Origin of the sequence: Sulfuritalea sp., from assembly GCF_031426875.1 — a bacterium.
Taxonomy (GTDB): domain Bacteria; phylum Pseudomonadota; class Gammaproteobacteria; order Burkholderiales; family Rhodocyclaceae; genus Sulfuritalea.
Window position 1 is genome coordinate 1 of record NZ_JASJPC010000061.1, and the last position, 15,695, is coordinate 15,695.

Annotated in this window: 14 protein-coding genes; 10 read left to right on the forward strand and 4 right to left on the reverse strand. The window is 61.1% G+C overall.

Annotated features, from left to right (window positions below; translation table 11 throughout):
• Positions 1 to 111: 111 nt before the first annotated feature.
• From RMO95_RS21740 to RMO95_RS21755, 4 genes are all read left to right on the forward strand, one after another.
• Positions 112 to 597 carry a hypothetical protein gene (locus tag RMO95_RS21740; RefSeq protein ID WP_310452782.1) on the forward strand — a complete coding sequence of 162 codons (486 nt, stop codon included), beginning with the start codon at positions 112 to 114 and terminating at the stop codon, positions 595 to 597.
• Positions 598 to 685: 88 nt separating this feature from the next.
• Positions 686 to 1,495, forward strand: a complete 810-nt coding sequence (locus RMO95_RS21745; RefSeq protein WP_310452783.1) for a hypothetical protein — start codon at positions 686 to 688, stop codon at positions 1,493 to 1,495.
• 62 nt (positions 1,496 to 1,557) lie between these two features.
• Entirely contained in the window at positions 1,558 to 2,298 is a 741-nt protein-coding gene (locus RMO95_RS21750) for a hypothetical protein (RefSeq protein ID WP_310452784.1), read from the forward strand.
• 135 nt (positions 2,299 to 2,433) lie between these two features.
• Positions 2,434 to 2,916 carry a DUF1499 domain-containing protein gene (locus tag RMO95_RS21755; protein ID WP_310452785.1) on the forward strand — a complete coding sequence of 161 codons (483 nt, stop codon included), beginning with the start codon at positions 2,434 to 2,436 and terminating at the stop codon, positions 2,914 to 2,916.
• Positions 2,917 to 3,062: 146 nt separating this feature from the next.
• Here RMO95_RS21755 and RMO95_RS21760 read toward each other — a convergent pair whose 3' ends face one another.
• The 3 genes from RMO95_RS21760 to RMO95_RS21770 form a co-directional block, all read right to left on the reverse strand.
• Positions 3,063 to 3,542 carry a bacteriohemerythrin gene (locus tag RMO95_RS21760; protein ID WP_310452786.1) on the reverse strand — a complete coding sequence of 160 codons (480 nt, stop codon included), beginning with the start codon at positions 3,540 to 3,542 and terminating at the stop codon, positions 3,063 to 3,065.
• Between the two features lie 46 nt (positions 3,543 to 3,588).
• Complete coding sequence (locus RMO95_RS21765; RefSeq protein WP_310452787.1) at positions 3,589 to 5,364, reverse strand: putative bifunctional diguanylate cyclase/phosphodiesterase; 1,776 nt, start codon at positions 5,362 to 5,364, stop codon at positions 3,589 to 3,591.
• A gap of 375 nt (positions 5,365 to 5,739) precedes the next feature.
• On the reverse strand, positions 5,740 to 6,273 hold the full coding sequence (locus RMO95_RS21770) for a C40 family peptidase (protein WP_310452788.1): 534 nt from the start codon (positions 6,271 to 6,273) through the stop codon (positions 5,740 to 5,742).
• A 59-nt stretch (positions 6,274 to 6,332) separates the two neighbouring features.
• On the opposite strand from RMO95_RS21770, the gene RMO95_RS21775 reads away from it, so the two are divergent.
• The 4 genes from RMO95_RS21775 (at position 6,333) to metK (ending at position 12,596) form a co-directional block, all read left to right on the forward strand.
• Entirely contained in the window at positions 6,333 to 7,463 is a 1,131-nt protein-coding gene (locus tag RMO95_RS21775; RefSeq protein ID WP_310452789.1) for a zinc-dependent alcohol dehydrogenase family protein, read from the forward strand.
• Positions 7,464 to 7,784: 321 nt separating this feature from the next.
• A complete protein-coding gene (locus tag RMO95_RS21780) occupies positions 7,785 to 10,658 on the forward strand; it encodes a class I SAM-dependent DNA methyltransferase (RefSeq protein WP_310452790.1) in 2,874 nt (957 codons plus the stop codon).
• Between the two features lie 9 nt (positions 10,659 to 10,667).
• Positions 10,668 to 11,393, forward strand: a complete 726-nt coding sequence (locus tag RMO95_RS21785; RefSeq protein ID WP_310452791.1) for a hypothetical protein — start codon at positions 10,668 to 10,670, stop codon at positions 11,391 to 11,393.
• Between the two features lie 24 nt (positions 11,394 to 11,417).
• Entirely contained in the window at positions 11,418 to 12,596 is a 1,179-nt protein-coding gene (gene metK, locus RMO95_RS21790; protein WP_310452792.1) for a methionine adenosyltransferase, read from the forward strand.
• 200 nt (positions 12,597 to 12,796) lie between these two features.
• Here the strand turns inward: metK and RMO95_RS21795 are convergent, their stop codons facing one another.
• Positions 12,797 to 13,918 carry a serine hydrolase domain-containing protein gene (locus RMO95_RS21795; RefSeq protein ID WP_310452793.1) on the reverse strand — a complete coding sequence of 374 codons (1,122 nt, stop codon included), beginning with the start codon at positions 13,916 to 13,918 and terminating at the stop codon, positions 12,797 to 12,799.
• 316 nt (positions 13,919 to 14,234) lie between these two features.
• Between RMO95_RS21795 and RMO95_RS21800 the strand changes: the two genes are divergently transcribed.
• Both RMO95_RS21800 and RMO95_RS21805 read left to right on the forward strand, forming a co-directional pair.
• A complete protein-coding gene (locus RMO95_RS21800) occupies positions 14,235 to 14,675 on the forward strand; it encodes a CopD family protein (RefSeq protein ID WP_310452794.1) in 441 nt (146 codons plus the stop codon).
• Positions 14,676 to 14,702: 27 nt separating this feature from the next.
• A complete protein-coding gene (locus RMO95_RS21805; protein WP_310452795.1) occupies positions 14,703 to 15,536 on the forward strand; it encodes an NAD-dependent protein deacetylase in 834 nt (277 codons plus the stop codon).
• Positions 15,537 to 15,695 lie beyond the last annotated feature (159 nt).

A 15,695-nucleotide genomic window follows, 5' to 3' on the forward strand; every position in this document is an offset into this window, starting at 1 on the left:
CTGATCTCAAAATGGCTCGTCATTATGTTTCGTAATTAATGCGTATCGATACTAGATCGTTTTTTTGATTTTCTGCGCACTCGCCAGCACTGCAATTGGATTCATTGGAACATGCGGGACGTCAACTACGGGTTCGCCGCTATCGAACATAGATACCGCGTTCTAGGCGGCGCACCTATTCAAGTATCTGAGGACCGAAAGTTTGACCTTTCGCGTGCGCTCGTGGACATCTACGGTGTCGGCTATATCGGTCATCCACGGCTTGAGATGCTGATTGAACTGAACAAAATCACCGCCAAAGACTTTATGACGGGAAAGCAGGAGGCGGCTGCATTTGACAACAAAGAGTTCGTCAAACTGCATCAGTCCACTCTGCGGAAAGTCGATACTTTAGCGAACATCTTTGAGAGAACGACAAACAAAAGCCTCAAGACAAAAGCTACCTGGGCTGAACAGTACGGATTTACCCCCGCCGTAATTGGTGAGTGGGCGAAGGAACATTGGCTTGTTACCACTCTCGTTGCCGGTGGCGGCTTACTTACCTTCGTTGTCCGCGTCTTCGATCTCTGGGTGCTCATCGTTGGCAAGAACCCCTAACATGGCGGCCGACCCCGCTCCCTTCGGTCGCTGGACGCTGCGCGATGAAGCCGCGCAGCGCCGGGCACCTCTACGCTAGAGATCAATCATGTACCGTGCCGCCGTAATCACCTTCGTAGATATCCTTGGTTTCAAAGCCCTAGTCAGTTCCTGTACCTACGACGAAATTCGATCAAAACTAGAAACGGTTCTAAAGTTCTCTGGCTTTGACGAGGAAGAAGACGGAGAAGGTTTTGAGCCCAGGATCATCCAGTTTTCGGATTCGATAATTCGCATTCGCCCACTGGATTCAAAAACCAATTCTGAGTTCCCATATGGGCTCGCCTTTTTCGAACTACTCGATCTGGTGCATATGCAGGGAGAGTTGATAAACCATGGGATATGCCTCCGAGGAGGTATATCCATTGGCGATATCCATTTCGAGGAAAAGACCATATTCGGGCCTGGCTTTGTACGCGCCTACGAACTCGAATCAATCTATGCAAAGTATCCGCGAGTTGTCGTTGATCCAAAACTTATCGATGCCCTGTCTACCGACAATCGCTTACTTTCCTCCCACAATTCATGGGACGAGGAAATCAGTAGCATTCGGAAGAACCTTCGACGCGAAGATGATGGTGTGTATTCAATTGACTATCTCCGGTCATTCCTTGGGGAAATCGATGAGCCAGAGGACCAACCATTTTTTCTAGAGAATCATAAGAAACTGATACTTTCGAATTCGAAAGCCTTCGGAGAGCTTAACCCCATATCCGCTAAGTATCTCTGGATGGCGCATTACCACAACACGGTTATCAGCGAACTGACAGACAAGTTCTTTGATGCGTATGAAATGGAGCGGAGCGACCTTGAAATCAGCCCGAAAGAAATGCCTGTTCTGCAGGCCCTTGATCTCTGACCCTGCGGTCCGCCGGGCGCTGCGCGATAAAGCCGCGCAGCGCCAATTCCCGTGAATGCTAGATGCTTACTACGCTGACTGAACTCTTCACGCAGGCCAGTAAATGGTCAAACGACAACCAAGGTGTTGTAAGCATCGGAATTTTTCTTGTGACTATGGGTTTTGGCTGGATCAGTGGCATCTTTTCGGCATTACGTGGAAGGCCAAAGTTCAAGTTAGGGCTTATTGATGGGCCAACGTTTTGCTGTACGTATCCCATCGGGAAAATGAACTGTGAGCACGAAGCACATCGCACAGGCATTGCTCTATATCTGGCAGTGGCAAATGCAGGCTCGGCCGCCTCAAGCATCGTAAACATTTCGATTGGGTACCACTGGCATATTCGCCCGTTTAGCCTCGCTTGGCTCAGATATTCCGTCGGCTGGTTCTGGCTCCACGATCAGATTGCTGCCCTTACCGATTTCCAAGCGAAGATTGGTGAAAACATCAAAGTGTTTCCGTTTCTCATGCAAACAAACCACCTTGCACCGGTGGATGCAAAGACCTACCTTCGACCCGGTCAGTCAACCAACGGAGTCGTGTATTTTGAGCAGTCGGACAGCTGGGGTGGTTGCTTTCCATCGCCACGCAAAGGGTTCGTCCCAATTAAGGTCGCAATTGAGGATGCCTTCGGGAAGAAACATTGTGCCAAGTTCAACATTCCATCGGTGCCAATGGAATATGCCCGGACGTATAACCCATCGTTTGGTAAAACGCTCGCGGAGTTACGCGGTGAGCAATTGCCATTTGACGCCAGCATCTAACGCCACCTTGAAATCCAAAATCACCGTCCCGCCAGCGCCAACTTTCGTGGCATGTCGTTACGCGTGGCGCGGGGTGGTCGCCGCGTTGCCCCTGCTGCGCCGACCTGCGGCAGCCCTCGCTGCGGTGCCGCGCCCGTGAAAACCGCCCTCTACATCCTCGCCGGCATCCTCGTCCTGGCGCTGGTGCTGGTGCAACTGGGCGTGTTGAGCGGCAGCCGCCCGGCGGACCTCGGCGTCAGCAAAGGTCGCCTGAAGCCGCCGTCGCCGACGCCCAACAGCGTATCGAGCCAGGCCGGGCTGTACCCGGATCATCCGCAGCGGGAATATGCGCTGATCCAGCCGCTGCCCCTGCGCGGCTCCGCGCCGGCCTCGATGCAGGCGCTGGCGGCGGTGCTGGGTGCGATGCCGGGCATCACGGTGATCGAGCAGCGGCCGGACTACCTGTATGCGCAGGCGACGACGCGCTGGCTGAAATTCACCGACGACCTCGAGTTCTGGTTCGATCCGGCGCGCGGCGCGATCGAGCTGCGCAGCGCGAGCCGGCTCGGGGGCAAGGATTTCGGGGTGAACCGGCAGCGCATCGAGGCGATCCGGGCGGCTTATCTGGCGCAGCATTGAAGGCATTGTGGGCGCGGTAGCCGCCTTTGTACCCCCATCCCCCCTCCGACTCCCCCCTTGAAAGGGGGAGAGTGTTCCAGGCGCAGCCATCTTGCGCGGTTGGTAGCCCCTCTAACTCCCCCTTGAAGGGGAAGAGTGTTGTGCGCCTAGGTGCGGCCGAAGAATTTGCGCACGGCGCCCGTTGCCGCAACCGTTTCCGCCTCTTCCTTCGGCTTGGGCCCACCTTCGCCGAGGCTGGCGCGCACCGCCTCGCTGTAGTTCATGTCCTCGCGCTTGATGTGATTCATCAGCCACTTGATCAGGGTGCCCTGCATTTCGACGGCGACGTCTTCGCCGAGCTGGAAGCGGTGCCGGTATTCGGCGATGCGCCGCGTGAAAAGTTCATGCACTTTCTTGTGCGGCGCCGCGTAGCGATAGCGGGCCTGGTCCATCAGCGCCTCCTCGAAACTGAAGTGCGACACCGTGTATTCCATCAGTTCGGCGAGCACGCTGCCGATGGCTTCCCTGTCCTTGCGCAAGCCCGCGTCGTGCAACTGGTTGATGTAGTCGACGATGCGTTTGTGCTGGTCGTCGATGGCCTCGATGCCCACGCTCAGGTCCTCGGTCCAGCTCACCAATTGCCCCATGCCGCCCTCCCTTATTGTTTATTGTCTTTATGCCCGTCGCGACGAATCAGGCGGGCTGGAGCCCGCGCCAGCAGACCAGTTCGGCCGCGGGCATCGGTTGTGCGATGCCGTTGCCCTGGCCGATCTCGCAGCCCATTTGCAGCAATGCCTGATAGTGCGCCTCGGTTTCCACCCCTTCGGCCACGATGTGCATCTCGAAGGCCCGCGCCAGCGCGATGATGCCTTGCACGATGGCGTGGTCGGCCTTGCTTTGCTGCATGTCGCGCACAAAGGACTGGTCGATCTTCAGGGTATCCACGTCGAGCTTGCTCAGGTAGGTGATCGAAGTGTAGCCGGTGCCGAAGTCGTCCAGAGCGAAACCCACGCCGAACTGCCGGCAGGCCTTGATCAGCGCGCCTATCCTGGCGATGTCTTCCAGCGCCGCGGTTTCCAGCACCTCGATCTGCAGGCGCTGCAGGCAGGTTCCGCCCTGGCTTGCGCAGGCGCCCAGCTTGTCGACGAAACCCGGCGACTGCAGGTGATAGGCCGATATGTTGATGCTCAGCTGGATCTCGAAGCCGGCCTGCTGCCATTGCTGCAACTGCTCGACGGCGGTGGCGACCACCCAGTCGCCCAGCTCGATTTCCAGCTCGGTGTTTTCCGCCGTGCGCATGAAATCCGCCGGCAGCAGCTGTCCGCGCTGCGGGTGGTTCCAGCGTATCAGCGCCTCGGCCCCGACCAGGCGGCGAGTCCGCAGTTCCAGCTTGGGCTGGTAGTGAAGCTCGAATTCGCCATGCCCCAGGCCGTGCCTGATCTGCTGCAACAGTTCGTGATGGGAGCGCGCGCGCAGGTCGCTTGCCGCATCGAACAGGTGGTAGCGGTTCCTGCCCGACTGCTTGGCCAGGCACATGGCCTGGTGGGCATGGCGCAGCAGGGTCTCCGCATCCTGCTCGTCCGCGGGATAGAGCGCCACGCCGATGCTCGCGCTGAGCTTGAGCACCGTGTCATCGATGTCGATCGGCTGCTGGATGCTTTCCAGCATGCGCTGCAGGCTGCCCACGCATTCCTCGGTGGCTTCCAGCCCGACCAGCAGCACGACGAATTCGTCGCCGCCGAGGTGGGCCACCGTGTCGTCGGCGCGCACCGTTTCCTTGAGGCGCCGCGTGACCTCCACCAGCACCCGGTCGCCGACCGCGTGACCGCAGCCGTCGATCACCGCCTTGAAGCCGTCCAGGTCGAGATGGCATACCGCGAGCAGGCCCCGGTCGCGTTTGGCGCGGGCCAGTGCCTGCGACAGGCGGTCGGCCAGCAGTGCGCGGTTGGGCATGCCGGTCAGGGCGTCGTAGTGCGCGATATGTTCCAGTTGCTTTTCGTGCGCGATGCGCTCGGTGACGTCAGTCGCCAAGCCGACAATCCCGCGTACGCCGCCATCGGGGCCACGCAAGCCGAGCCGGGTGATATCCAGCAGGTGGGCGTGGCCGTCGACAAAGTTCAGCCATGCCTGCGCATGATGTGGCGCATTCTGGGCCAGGCATTCCAGGTCCGCCTGCCGGCAGGCCGCGGCAGTCGCCGGGGGCAGCAGGTCGGTGTAATGGGCGGCGGCAAGAAACCGGCTCTCGGCGATGCCCAGGGCATCGCACAGGCTGCGGCTGACGACACGCATGCGCCCCTGCGCGTCGACCATCCAGATGGCCAATGGGGCATGGGCGAGGATAGCCTGGAAGACCGCATGCTGATCCCCGGGCGTTGGCACCGGCGCCGGGCGCAGGGCCTTTCGCTCTGCCTTTTTGCGCTCGGGCGAGTTCAGATCGATGGCGGGCAAACCGGGTGTGGGGGTATTCATGGCGTTGGGCAAAAGCTACTGCGGTCCATTTTACGAGTTCCCCGCCGCACTGTGCGGAAACCGGGCAGATCCGACGCCGTGGCGAGGCGGCAGGCAGTTGTTGTCATCACGCCGAATCCAGGCCTCGATCGCACCGGAGGCCTGCCGCCGGCGTACCGTTCTTCCGGGCAAAAAAAACCCGGCTGGATTGCTCCGGCCGGAGTTTGAAAGCCCCGCATTGCGCGAGGATGGAGTAGCGGGTCGCATGCGGCGTATGCGAACAGACACCGCCGTGCAGTCGACGCAAAAGATACTCTCGGCGCCATTCCGATGGAATACCGGCAATGCCGTATTTTGGCTACCTGCTTTCCGGTAGTGACGGTGGGGGCCACGCGTTCAGTCGAAGTAGCTGCGGCCTTCTTCGAAGCGCGCCGCGAACCAGCCCTGCTTCAGGCTTTCGGTGCGCACCTTGCCGCGGCTGTTGGGGGCATGGACGAAGCGGTCGTCGCCGATGTAGATGCCGACGTGCGAGTAGGACTTGTTGCGCGTGTTGAAGAACACCAGGTCGCCGGGACGCAGCTGCGCCGCCGCGACGGGCTTGCCCTGGCGCGCCAGATCGGCCGCCGAGCCGGCGAGTTGCATGTCGGCCGATTTGCGGAACACATAGCTGACCATGCCGCTGCAATCGAGCCCGGCTTCCGGATTCTTGCCGTCGAAGCGGTAGCCGGTTTCGATCAGGCCCAGCGCGAACAGCACCACGTCATAGGCCTTGTCGTTGATGTTGGGCGCCGCGGGCCGTGCCGCCGTGGCGCCAGCGCCAACTCTTGCCGCGGCCGGCGCCTGGCCGGCGGGCGGCAGGACGCCGCAGGCATTCAACGCCAGGGTCGAGCTGGCGAGCAGGGCGGCAAGCGAATAGCGGGAAGCTGACATGGGAACAAATCTAATCCGCTACACTGCAACGAATTAACCCGATCAAGGCAGAAAATCTCATGCAAATCCGCGCCGCCGTGCTGAGCCAGATGGAACAACCGCGTCCTTATGCGCAAACCCGGCCGATTTCGATCGAGACCGTGAACCTCGCCGGCCCCGGCGCCAATGAAGTCCTGGTCAAAATCACCGCCGCCGGCCTGTGCCATTCCGACCTGTCGATCGTCAATGGCGACCGCCCGCGGCCGATGCCCATGGCGCTCGGCCACGAGGCCGCCGGCATCGTCGAGGAGACCGGCCCGGGCGTCACGGATCTCAAGCGCGGCGATGCCGTGGCCCTGGTTTTCGTGCCCAGTTGCGGCCATTGCCTGCCCTGCCTCGAAGGCCGTCCGGCGCTGTGCGAGCCCGGCGCCGCGGCCAACACCGCCGGCACCATGGTCGGCGGCCATCGGCATCTGTCACGCGCCGACGGCACGCCGCTCAACCATCAGGTCGGCGTTTCCTGCTTCGCCGAATACGCGGTGTGCAACCGCGGCTCGCTGGTCAAGGTCAGCCCCGACCTGCCGCAGGACGTCGCCGCCGTGTTCGGCTGCGCCGTGCTGACCGGCGTCGGCGCGGCGATCAATTCGGCGCAGGTGAAGCTGGGCCAGACCGTCGCCGTGGTGGGCTTGGGCGGCGTCGGCCTCTCGGCCGTGCTCGGCGCACTGGCCGCCGGCGCGCGCGCAGTGATCGCCATCGATACCCTGCCGGCGAAACTCGAAACCGCACTGGCGCTGGGCGCGACACAAGCCTTCCGTGCCGACGATCCCGATCTCGTGGCCCAGGTCAAGGCCGCGACCGGGGGCGGCGTCGATATCGCGATCGAAGCCGCGAGTTCGGTGCAGGCGCTCGACGCCGCCTACCGGATCACGCGGCGCGGCGGCACCACGGTGACCTGCAGCCTGCCGCCGCCGTCCCACACCTTCAACCTACCGGCGGTGAATCTGGTCGCCGAGGAGCGCACGCTGAAAGGCAGCTACCTCGGCTCGGCGGTGCCGGCACGCGACATCCCGCATTACATCGCCCTGTTCCAGGCCGGCCGCCTGCCGGTGGACAAGCTGATCACGCATCGCCTCAAGCTCGACCAGATCAACGAGGGCTTCGACCGACTGGCCGCGGGCGAAGCGGTGCGCCAGGTGATTCTGTTTGATTAGGCGATGAACACGCCCCCGCAGTTTTGCGGAAAAGTCGGCGCTGGCGGCACGGCGAACCTCGCCTGGTTTGAGGGATGGTCATCAGTGACGCGGCAAATTCGAGCCCGGATGCCTTAACCAAAGGTTTTAGCGAGATATTCCCACTTGTTCCATGCTCCTGATTGGCTGTCGGGCAGTACCCTTTGGAAATGGTGGAACGCTGGAATTCGTCTTTACAGGCTCATGTGGTGAGCCACTTTGGAGTCCAAAATCAGTACTCGAAAGTTCGCGAACTACAACAGGCAAGCCACAAATGCGCCATTGGTCTGAAGAGAATCATTAATGAGTAGCCGTCAAGCATGGTGGAATCACCTTGACAGCGCCGAGAACTGCTCGGCGGTGGATGGGCTTGTCCGAGTGCAGGACTATGCTCCCCAAGGGCGGCCACCCGACGAAGTGGTGATGATGGAGAAAGCACGAAAGTACGGTGCGGACGCCGTATTTTTTGAAGCAGGGCGAAATGGCAAGCCTCCCGTGGCCCAAGCATTTATCTTCGTCACGAATCGACTGGACGAAGACCTTGCTTTTGCAAAGGTTCACAAGAAGCTCTGGAGCTGGGGTGGTGTACCTCTTGTGTATCGAAAGTTGCCAGGGCAACTGCAACTTTTCAGGTGCGCTCACGGACCAGATTTCGTGTCCAGGAATGGCGAAATCGTCTGCAAGCCGGCACAAACACTTCTCTTGGCATCGGCGATCAGCAACGATCCATGGTGGGATCTTGAACAACTTCGCAATGGGACTTTGTGGAACGATACGACTGCGTGCAGGGCTTTGCTATCGGCAAGGAAATCCGCGCACAAAGCGCTGGTTGCAGCGGTCAAACACCTTTCCGTGGAGCTAAACAAGAAAGGAATTCTGCCAAAACCATTGCGCCGGAAGCTCATAATCCTGTCCTTGCTGATTGCATACTTGGAGAAGCGCGAGATCTTTGAGGATGGCTATTTTGGCCGTTTCCTGGCTGGCGCCAACAGGTTCTTCGAAGTGCTCGCCAATGGAGCGGCTCTCGTCAAGCTGCTGAGAGCGCTGGAAATCAGGTTCAACGGAAACGTGTTCAGTCTCGGCGAAGCGGACCAGGAACGACTAAGCACCAGTCAACAGCTAGTTCAGTTCTCCAAACTGATTGAAGGCCGCGAAGAAGCGGGCGGGCAACTGACCCTGTGGGAGCTCTACTCATTCAAAGACCTCCCTGTCGAATTGATAAGCCACATTTACCAGTTGTTCGTCACGAACACGGACAGTTCCGTCTACACGCCACCATTCCTCGTCCGCCTGATGTTGGAGGAATCGCTAAGCTGGGAACGACTAGACCGCTTATGCCAACGCAATGAGGTCATATTGGATCCCTCATGCGGTTCCGGCGTTTTTCTGGTGGAAGCCTACAAACGGCTTGTGGTGCATTGGCGTAGTCGAAACAACTGGCAAAGGCCAGATGAAATTGTGCTGAAGGGCTTGCTGCAAAAGGTTCACGGAATCGACTTGGAAGAGGGCGCCGTGGAACTCGCGGCGTTCAGCCTGTGTTTGGCGCTTTGTGACGCCCTGGAACCGGAGGCGATCCGGGCGGCCATCAAGCTGTTTCCTCCCCTGGCCGGCAAAACGCTACACCACTCCTGTTTTTTTGCGGCGAAGGAACAGCGGCTGGTTGAGGATTCAATCGGGGTCATAGTAGGAAATCCGCCATTTGCTTCAAGTCTCAACACACCGGCCGCCGAGCGTAGTTACAAGCGGTACAAGGAAACTCACGGGGACTTGCCGGACAAGCAAATTGCGTATCTCTTCTTGCATGAGGCCATGGAGATGGTCACCGAGGGCGGCGCTCTCAGCATGCTCCAGCAATACAACTTTCTATACAACCAGCAGTCCCGGGAATTTCGGCGCCGCTTTTTCGCGAAATGGGACATCCGCGAGGTACTGGACTTTATCTCCGTGCGAGGCTTATTTCAGAAGGGAGGGGCCGACACAAAAATCGTGGTCGTCGTCGCCGAGTCCACACCGCCGCCTGCGAATCGGAAAGTCCTTCACGCCACCTTCCGCCGTAGCGGTCGTGTCGATGCCGAACAAGGGTTTGATATTGACTATTACGATATGCATTGGTTGCCACGCAAGCTGGTGCTGTCCAACGACGCAGTTTGGCGAGCTGACCTGCTGGGCGGGGGTCGTGTGCTCGACTTCATAGACCGCGTTAAACAGACAAGAACACTCGGAGAATATGCGGAGGAGCAGAAATGGAATTTCGGCGAAGGTTTCATCGAAGCAACTCCCAAGAGCGATCCGTCCGGTAGCAAGACAAAAAAACTATCTCCAGCCAGTCACCTTACCGGAAAGCCCCTGCTGCCCTCGAATGCCATGACAGTGGCAGGAATAGATCGGAACGCCATTACTGTCGTTGAAGCACAGATCTTTAAGTCCCAATACACGGCGGAGCGATTTACCGCACCGATGACGCTGATTCATCAACAGTTCGACTTGAATCACGCCTACGTTGAGACTGGCTATCTGACCTATAAGAATCAGATTGTGGGCTTCTGTGGCAAGCCGTCCCAGAAGAATGAGGTCCGTAAGGTGGACGAGTTCATCCGCGAGCATAAGCGTGAGCTTCAAGCCTTTGTCGCGGGTACTAGCATCAAGCTGTTTACGCAGCACGCTACAACGCTTTCAGCGGTCGATGTGGTTTCCCTTCCATATCCCAAGTCCGGCACTCTTGGTTGTAGCGAGAACGAGAGGATTGTTGTGGATGATGTCGTGGATTACTACCGCGACCTTGTCCGATTAGGTGAGGACTCGTCAGCGCTAAAAGAGACCGGACACGATGCGCTCGCGGACTTTTCGCGTGTCTTTTGTCGCCAGATAAGCGGCATCTACAAGAAGAACCCGTTGCTCGCCCTTGAGCCTCAAGTATGGCCGGGTGTCATCTGCCAGCCTTTTGTTTTCGGCAAGGGAAAGGTGAACTGGAGTGGTGCCGATGAATTGAGGGGAAAGCTCAATGCGCTGTTCCATGAACAGCAGGGCACCGCGCTTCACGTTTCGGGCATCTGCCGGATATACGACAAGAACTTCATATTTCTTCTCAAGCCGGATCAACTGCGCTACTGGCTACGATCCGTAGCGTTGCGCGATGCCGATGAAACACTTGTCGATCTGCGTGCGCAGGGTTTCTAAGGTTTTCCCATGCTAGCGGACTCCTCACGAAATCGTGCCCAGACCGGGACGCTTAGCAGAGATGTGCATTTGCAAGCAGCGTCGCTGTATGAATTGCTCGAATTCATAGCGCAAGAACTGCCACGTTGGCGGGATCGCCCCGAACGGCCACGGAAAACATCTGAAACCGATCTTACGTCTCAGCTTTGCGGCCATCTCGCAAGCGCTGCACGACTATCACTCGGCTGGGACTTTCTTCAGTTTCGAGTAGAAGAACCGGATGAGCAGTGCAATGACCGAAAGATTGACCTTGTAGCCGCGCCGTGTGCCGCCACAGTCTGGATCGATGGGCGTTGTTGCTACGACTTCCAGACCCTATTGCCCATAGAGTGCAAGCGACTTCCAACACCCAAAGACAAGAAGCGCGATGAAAGGGAATATGTCTTCTCTGGCGTTACCAGCACTGGAGGAATCCAGCGATTTAAAGCTGGGAACCATGGCGCTAAACACGTGCTGGCCGCCATGATCGGATATGTACAAGAAAACAACACGGCATTCTGGTACTCCCGAGTGACAAAATGGATCGAAGAGCTGGGGCGCACAAATCGTGGATGGTCAGCGAAAGACCTATTGCATATTGAGTCCGACAATCAGGGGGCTCGATTGTCGATCTATGGCTCTTCGCACACAAGAGAAAGCGGTCTACCGGAAATTGAGCTGCGTCACCTTTGGATAGAAATGAATGTATCGAAGTAGCGACGAACTGTCTCCAAGATAAACATGCATTCCAGGACTTATCTATTCACCTCCGAGTCGGTCTCCGAAGGCCACCCGGACAAGCTCGCCGACCAGATTTCGGACGCGATTCTGGACGCCTTCCTGAGCCGCGAAGCGACGGCCAAGGTGGCTTGCGAAACCCTGGTCGCCGACAATCTGGTGGTCATTGCCGGCGAATTCCGCACCGCCGATCCGGCGGTGTTCGACGAGGTCCATGACCGCGCTGCGGCGATCGCCCGCCAGGTGCTGACGGACGCCGGCTACAAGGACGCGGCGACCGGCATCGACCCGGAGCATTGCGAAATCCAGGTGCGCTTCAACCACCAGTCGATCCAGATCAACAAGGGCGTGGTGCATGCCGACGGCACGCTCGGCGCCGGCGACCAGGGGCTGATGTTCGGCTATGCCTGCGACGAAACGCCGGACCTGATGCCCTACCCGATCTGGCTCGCGCATCGTCTGGTCAGGCGCCAGGCCGAACTGCGCAAATCCGGCGCCCTGCCCTGGCTGCGGCCCGACGCCAAGAGCCAGGTCACGGTGCTCTACGAGGGACACAAGGTTGCCGGGGTCAGTGACGTGGTGATCTCGACGCAGATTCAACGCGACCTCGATCCGGCCTGGGTGGCGCGCGAAGTCACGCGCGAGATCATCGATCCGCTGGTGCCCGCCAAGCTGCGCACCGCGGACTTCCGCATCTTCGTCAATCCGGCCGGCCCCTTCGAGATCGGCGGCCCCAACGGCGACACCGGCGTCACCGGGCGCAAGATCATCGTCGACACCTACGGCGGCGCCTGTCCGCACGGCGGCGGCGCCTTCTCCGGCAAGGACCCGAGCAAGGTCGATCGTTCCGCCACCTATATGGCGCGCTACATCGCCAAGAACATCGTCGCCGCCGGCCTCGCCCGGCGCTGCCTGGTGCAGATCGCCTACGCCATCGGCGTGGCCGACCCGGTATCGGTGATGATCGACACGCAAGGGACGGGAACCGTGCCCTACGAAGCACTGGAAGCGGCGGTGAAAAAGGTATTCCGCATGACGCCGAGCGGCATCATTGAAACCCTCGACCTGGCGCGGCCGATCTACCGCCAGACCGCCGCCTACGGCCACTTCGGGCGCAGCGACATCGATCTGAGTTGGGAACGCACCGACCAGGTCGCGGCACTGAAGGCGGCCTTGGCGTGACGGCGGACTTGCGGACCGTAGGGCGGACTTCAGTCCGCCATCCTAATCCGGCCGACTAAAGTCGGCCCTACAACGCCATCCACCCCCGGCCGACTAAAGTCGGCCCTACAACGTCATCGTAGTCCGGCCGACTGAAGTCGGCCCTACAGCGCCTTCCGCCCGCGGCTGGCCGATCCGGTCCTTGGGTCCCAACACCGCCCTCAGGCCAGGAACGTCAAGGCGCGGCGGAATTCCATGCGCGCCATCATGCGGCTGCTCATGTTGCTGGTGAAGCAGAGGGCAAACCAGCGCTCGCCCGGATGCACGAACATGGCCGTGCCGCTGATCCCGGACCAGGCCATCTCGCCCGCCGCGCAGGGCATGGCCGCGGCACCCCAGTCGAGCCTGACCGCCAGGGCGAGCCCGAAACCGAAGCCGGGGCCGGTAAAGCCGACCGGGCCGTCGACGCCTGGGGGAAGCTGGTTGCCGCACATTTCGCGGAACAGGTCCGGCGACAGCAGCCTTTCGCCGGCATGGCTGCCGCCGTTGGCCAGCATGCGCGCAAAGCAGGCGTAGTCGCCCAGCGTCGCCACCAGTCCGCCGCCGCCGCTTTCCATCCAGGGCCGGTCCGGTCTGCGCAGGCCATAGCCGGCCACGCGCGCCTGCCAGGCTGCATCCTCGGCATAGGCCGCGGCCAGCCTTCCCTGCGCGGCTGACGGTACTTCAAAGCCGCTGTCGTGCATGCCCAGGCGTTCGAAAATCCGCGTCTTGAGTGCCAGCCCGAGTGGCAGTCCATCGAGCTTCGCCACGATCATGCCGAGCACGTCGGTGGAATAACCGTAGCGAAATGCCGTGCCCGGCTGCGCCGCGAGCGGTGCCGTGGCGAGAGCGTCGAGGAAGGCCTGGGCATCGACGTAGGGCATCTGCCCGGCAAAGTCGGCCTGTGCTGCCGCGGCGCGCAACTCGGCGTCCGGGATTTCCGAGGCGTAGGCCAGGCCCGAGGTATGCCGCATCAGGTCGCGCACCGTCGGCGCACGCTGCGGCCGCGCCCCCGACTTCATGCGCAGCCGGTCCAGCTCCGGCAGGTAGTTGCCGACCGGAGCGTCGAGTTCCAGCAAGCCTTCGTCGACCTGCATCAGCGCGGCGAAGCTGACGATGGATTTGCTCAGCGAGGCCAGGCGGAAAAGCGCCCCGTCGTGCATCGGTTCCTCGCTGTCGGGCCGCAGCCGGCCGGCCGCGCGGTGCGCCAGAACCTTTCCGGCGCGCTCGACATGGACCACGGCGCCGGGTGTGTGGCGCGCCTCGATTTGATAGGCAAGCAGGCGATCGATGCTGTTGCTCATGCTGTCTCCCGGGTTCGCAGGCTCAGGGCTGATGCGGCGCCTGCCAATCGGAAAATAATACCTGGATACAGGGGCCGGCTTCAGTCGACCGGCGGTGGTTTGCTTTGTAGGGCCGACTTCAGCCGGCCAGGGGTGGATGGCCTTGTAGGGCCGACTTCAGTCGGCCAGAATACGATGGCGGACTGAAGTCCGCCCTACGGTCCGCCCTACGCCCGCCCCACGCCCGCCCACGCCCGCCCACGCCCGCCCTATTCCTTGACGGCTTCAACGGTGCAGATGCTTACAATGGCGCCATCGAATTTCCGGTCCTGCCACCATGCGCATCGCGGTCCTGATCCATCTGCTGGGAGTCGTCGTCTGGGTGGGCGGCATGTTCTTCGCGCACGTCTGCCTGCGCCCCGTCGCCGCGGCCCAATTGCCGCCACCGCAGCGCCTGCCTTTGCTGGCTGCCGTGCTCGGGCGCTTTTTCGCGATAGTCGGCGTCGCCATCATCGCCATCCTGGTCAGCGGCCTGCTGCGCTTCGGCGGTCTGGGCGGCGCCGTCACGCCGTGGCGCTGGCATGTCATGGCGGGCATCGGCAGCGTCATGATGCTGATCTACCTGCTGATCGTCCTGCGTTACTACCCGCGCCTGACGGCCGCGGTGGCGGCCCAGACCTGGCCGGCAGGCGGCGCGGCGATGGATGCGATCCGCAAGCTGGTGCTGATCAATCTGGTCCTCGGCGTGGTCACGATCGCCATTGCCGTGGCAGGCTAGCGGAGCGCTGTGGTTCGATCTTCCGCCGTGACCGGATGCGATATCGACAGCCACGCCCAGCGCGTAGCGGCCTTGCTCGACCAGGGCTCCGTGGTGGTCCTGACGGGGGCCGGCTTGAGCACCTCCTGCGGCATACCGGACTATCGCGACCATGACGGGCTATGGAAGCGCAGCCGGCCGATCGACCACAAGGATTTCCTGGGTTCCGAGAGCACGCGCCGGCGCTACTGGACGCGCAGCTTTTTCGGCTGGCCCACGGTGGGTCAGGCTTCGCCGGGCCGCGGCCATCGCGTCCTGGCGCAGCTGGAAAACCGGCAGCGGATCGCCCTGCTGATCACGCAGAACGTCGACGGCCTGCACCAGAAGGCGGGCAGCCGCGCGGTGCTGGAACTCCATGGCGGGCTGGCCCGGGTGCTGTGCCTGGCCTGCCGGCAGACCTGGCCGCGGGCGGCCGTGCAGGACTGGATGAGCGCGGCAAATCCGGGCGTCGCCGGCGCGGCGGCAAGCATCGCCCCGGATGGCGACGCCGACATGGCGGCAGGACTCCATGCCGACTTCTGCATCCCGGCCTGTCCCGACTGCGGCGGCATGCTCAAGCCCGACGTGGTGTTCTTCGGCGACAGCGTGCCGCGGGAGCGGGTCAGTGCCGCCATGGCCGCGATCGACGCCGCGCGCGGCCTGCTGGTGGTGGGTTCTTCGCTGATGGTCTATTCGGGCTTCCGCTTCGTCGAGCATGCCCACCAGCGCGGCAAGCCGGTGATGGCGATCAACCTCGGCAGGACCCGCGCCGACCACCTGCTGGCGGCGAAGGTGCAGCAGGATTGCGACGAGTTCCTGCAGCGGCTGCCCATTGCCACCTGAGCGCCGCCTCAATGCCGCCTGCATCGCCGGATTTTGCGTGAGGCGCCGTGCTGCCGGCGCCGACTTTCAGACCTCCCTAGCGGCGCTTCTGTAGGGCTAGTAGTCAGTCAACAAGGAAATGGCGCATTCCCTGTAGGAGCGAGCTTGCTCGCGATAAGC

What these genes read in the sequence shown, in the direction of transcription:
- RMO95_RS21750 (WP_310452784.1), top strand. Translation starts at nt 1,558, where the DNA reads ATGCTTACTACGCTGACTGAACTCTTCACGCAGGCCAGTAAATGGTCA.
- RMO95_RS21745 (WP_310452783.1), top strand. Translation starts at nt 686, where the DNA reads ATGTACCGTGCCGCCGTAATCACCTTCGTAGATATCCTTGGTTTCAAA.
- RMO95_RS21795 (WP_310452793.1), bottom strand. Translation starts at nt 13,918, where the DNA reads ATGAGCAACAGCATCGATCGCCTGCTTGCCTATCAAATCGAGGCGCGC.
- RMO95_RS21785 (WP_310452791.1), top strand. Translation starts at nt 10,668, where the DNA reads ATGCTAGCGGACTCCTCACGAAATCGTGCCCAGACCGGGACGCTTAGC.
- RMO95_RS21780 (WP_310452790.1), top strand. Translation starts at nt 7,785, where the DNA reads ATGAGTAGCCGTCAAGCATGGTGGAATCACCTTGACAGCGCCGAGAAC.
- RMO95_RS21770 (WP_310452788.1), bottom strand. Translation starts at nt 6,273, where the DNA reads ATGTCAGCTTCCCGCTATTCGCTTGCCGCCCTGCTCGCCAGCTCGACC.
- RMO95_RS21765 (WP_310452787.1), bottom strand. Translation starts at nt 5,364, where the DNA reads ATGAATACCCCCACACCCGGTTTGCCCGCCATCGATCTGAACTCGCCC.
- RMO95_RS21740 (WP_310452782.1), top strand. Translation starts at nt 112, where the DNA reads ATGCGGGACGTCAACTACGGGTTCGCCGCTATCGAACATAGATACCGC.
- RMO95_RS21775 (WP_310452789.1), top strand. Translation starts at nt 6,333, where the DNA reads ATGCAAATCCGCGCCGCCGTGCTGAGCCAGATGGAACAACCGCGTCCT.
- RMO95_RS21800 (WP_310452794.1), top strand. Translation starts at nt 14,235, where the DNA reads ATGCGCATCGCGGTCCTGATCCATCTGCTGGGAGTCGTCGTCTGGGTG.
- RMO95_RS21760 (WP_310452786.1), bottom strand. Translation starts at nt 3,542, where the DNA reads ATGGGGCAATTGGTGAGCTGGACCGAGGACCTGAGCGTGGGCATCGAG.
- metK (WP_310452792.1), top strand. Translation starts at nt 11,418, where the DNA reads ATGCATTCCAGGACTTATCTATTCACCTCCGAGTCGGTCTCCGAAGGC.